This window comes from Candidatus Infernicultor aquiphilus (assembly GCF_002784285.1).
Taxonomy (GTDB): Bacteria; Atribacterota; Phoenicimicrobiia; order Phoenicimicrobiales; family Phoenicimicrobiaceae; genus Infernicultor; species Infernicultor aquiphilus.
Genome location: NZ_PFKO01000076.1, coordinates 1 through 1,144, shown reverse-complemented (window position 1 = coordinate 1,144; position 1,144 = coordinate 1). Strand labels below are relative to the sequence as shown.

At 33.7% G+C, this 1,144-nt stretch carries 1 protein-coding gene and 1 pseudogene; both read left to right on the top strand.

What is annotated here, in order from left to right; genetic code table 11:
- Positions 1 to 309, top strand: a pseudogene (locus COZ07_RS02110) (heavy metal translocating P-type ATPase); the annotation flags it as partial.
- Between the two features lie 203 nt (positions 310 to 512).
- Positions 513 to 1,144, top strand: a 632-nt coding sequence (locus COZ07_RS02105; RefSeq protein ID WP_406606945.1) for a cache domain-containing protein, incomplete at its 3' end; no start/stop codon positions are given.

Sequence of the window (1,144 nt, the reverse complement as noted above, 5' to 3'; positions counted from 1 at the left end):
GGGATTGCTATCGGCTCAGGCACAGATGTCGCAGCTGAAACTGCCGATATTATCCTGGTAAACAGCAATCCTTTGGATGTTTCTTCGCTCATTTTGTTTGGAAGAGCAACTTATAGTAAAATGATTCAAAATCTGTTTTGGGCAACAGGATATAATGTCATTGCCATTCCTCTTGCCGCCGGAGCATTGTACAATTATGGTATATTAATTTCTCCGGCTATAGGTGCTGCATTTATGTCTTTAAGCACTATAATTGTAGCTATAAATGCTCAATTTTTATCCATAAGAAAAGAGACTTCTATTACATAAATTTTAATTAAATTGATTTTAACGACAACCACCTGTAAAATATAGTCCAATATTCAAAGTATGACCAAAGAAGAAAAATATGCTTATTTAGGAGCATAAAGGAAGTGTTTCGGTTATCTAGTTATCTCAAAATTTAAGAGAAACACTATGGGCTAGATTCTATATGAACCTTGTCGGAGAAGAAATGGAGAGAATTTATCAATATGAATTGGAAACTTATAAAACAAAATAAGACATTCTTATCAATCATTATAATCCTTTTTATCATTTTTGGATTAGTGCTATATTTTGGTGGGAATCAAATATATGAAGAAGATGCAAAAAGGCAGCACGAGAACGAAGTTCATCAATTACTTTCTGCCAAGGAGACAATCGAAATATTTTTTTCTGACTTTGGACATGATTTGTTCTTCTTAAAAGATATTCCGAGCACTAAAGGTTATGTAGATAGTGATTTTAAATCCATCAAATACAGAGACGAAGTTAAGGAGGTATTCTATGGTTTTGCAAAGAGTTATCAACAGTACTATAAAATCAGAATTATAGATTCTTCGGGATACGAAATAGTTAGGATAGACAATAAGCGAGATGATACTACTGTGATTGTTCCTGATTCCGATCTACAAGATAAGAAGAACCAATACTATTTTCAAGAGGCCATAAAATTGGACGTAGACCAGACATATATCTCTCCAATAGATTTGAATACTGAACAAGGGGAGGCAGAGATACCTTACCTCCCAATGATAAGGTTAGCTACGCCTTTGTTTGACTCTCAGGGAAAAAAGAAAGGGATTTTAATTTTGAATTTATATTTCTCGAAACTCCTTGAACT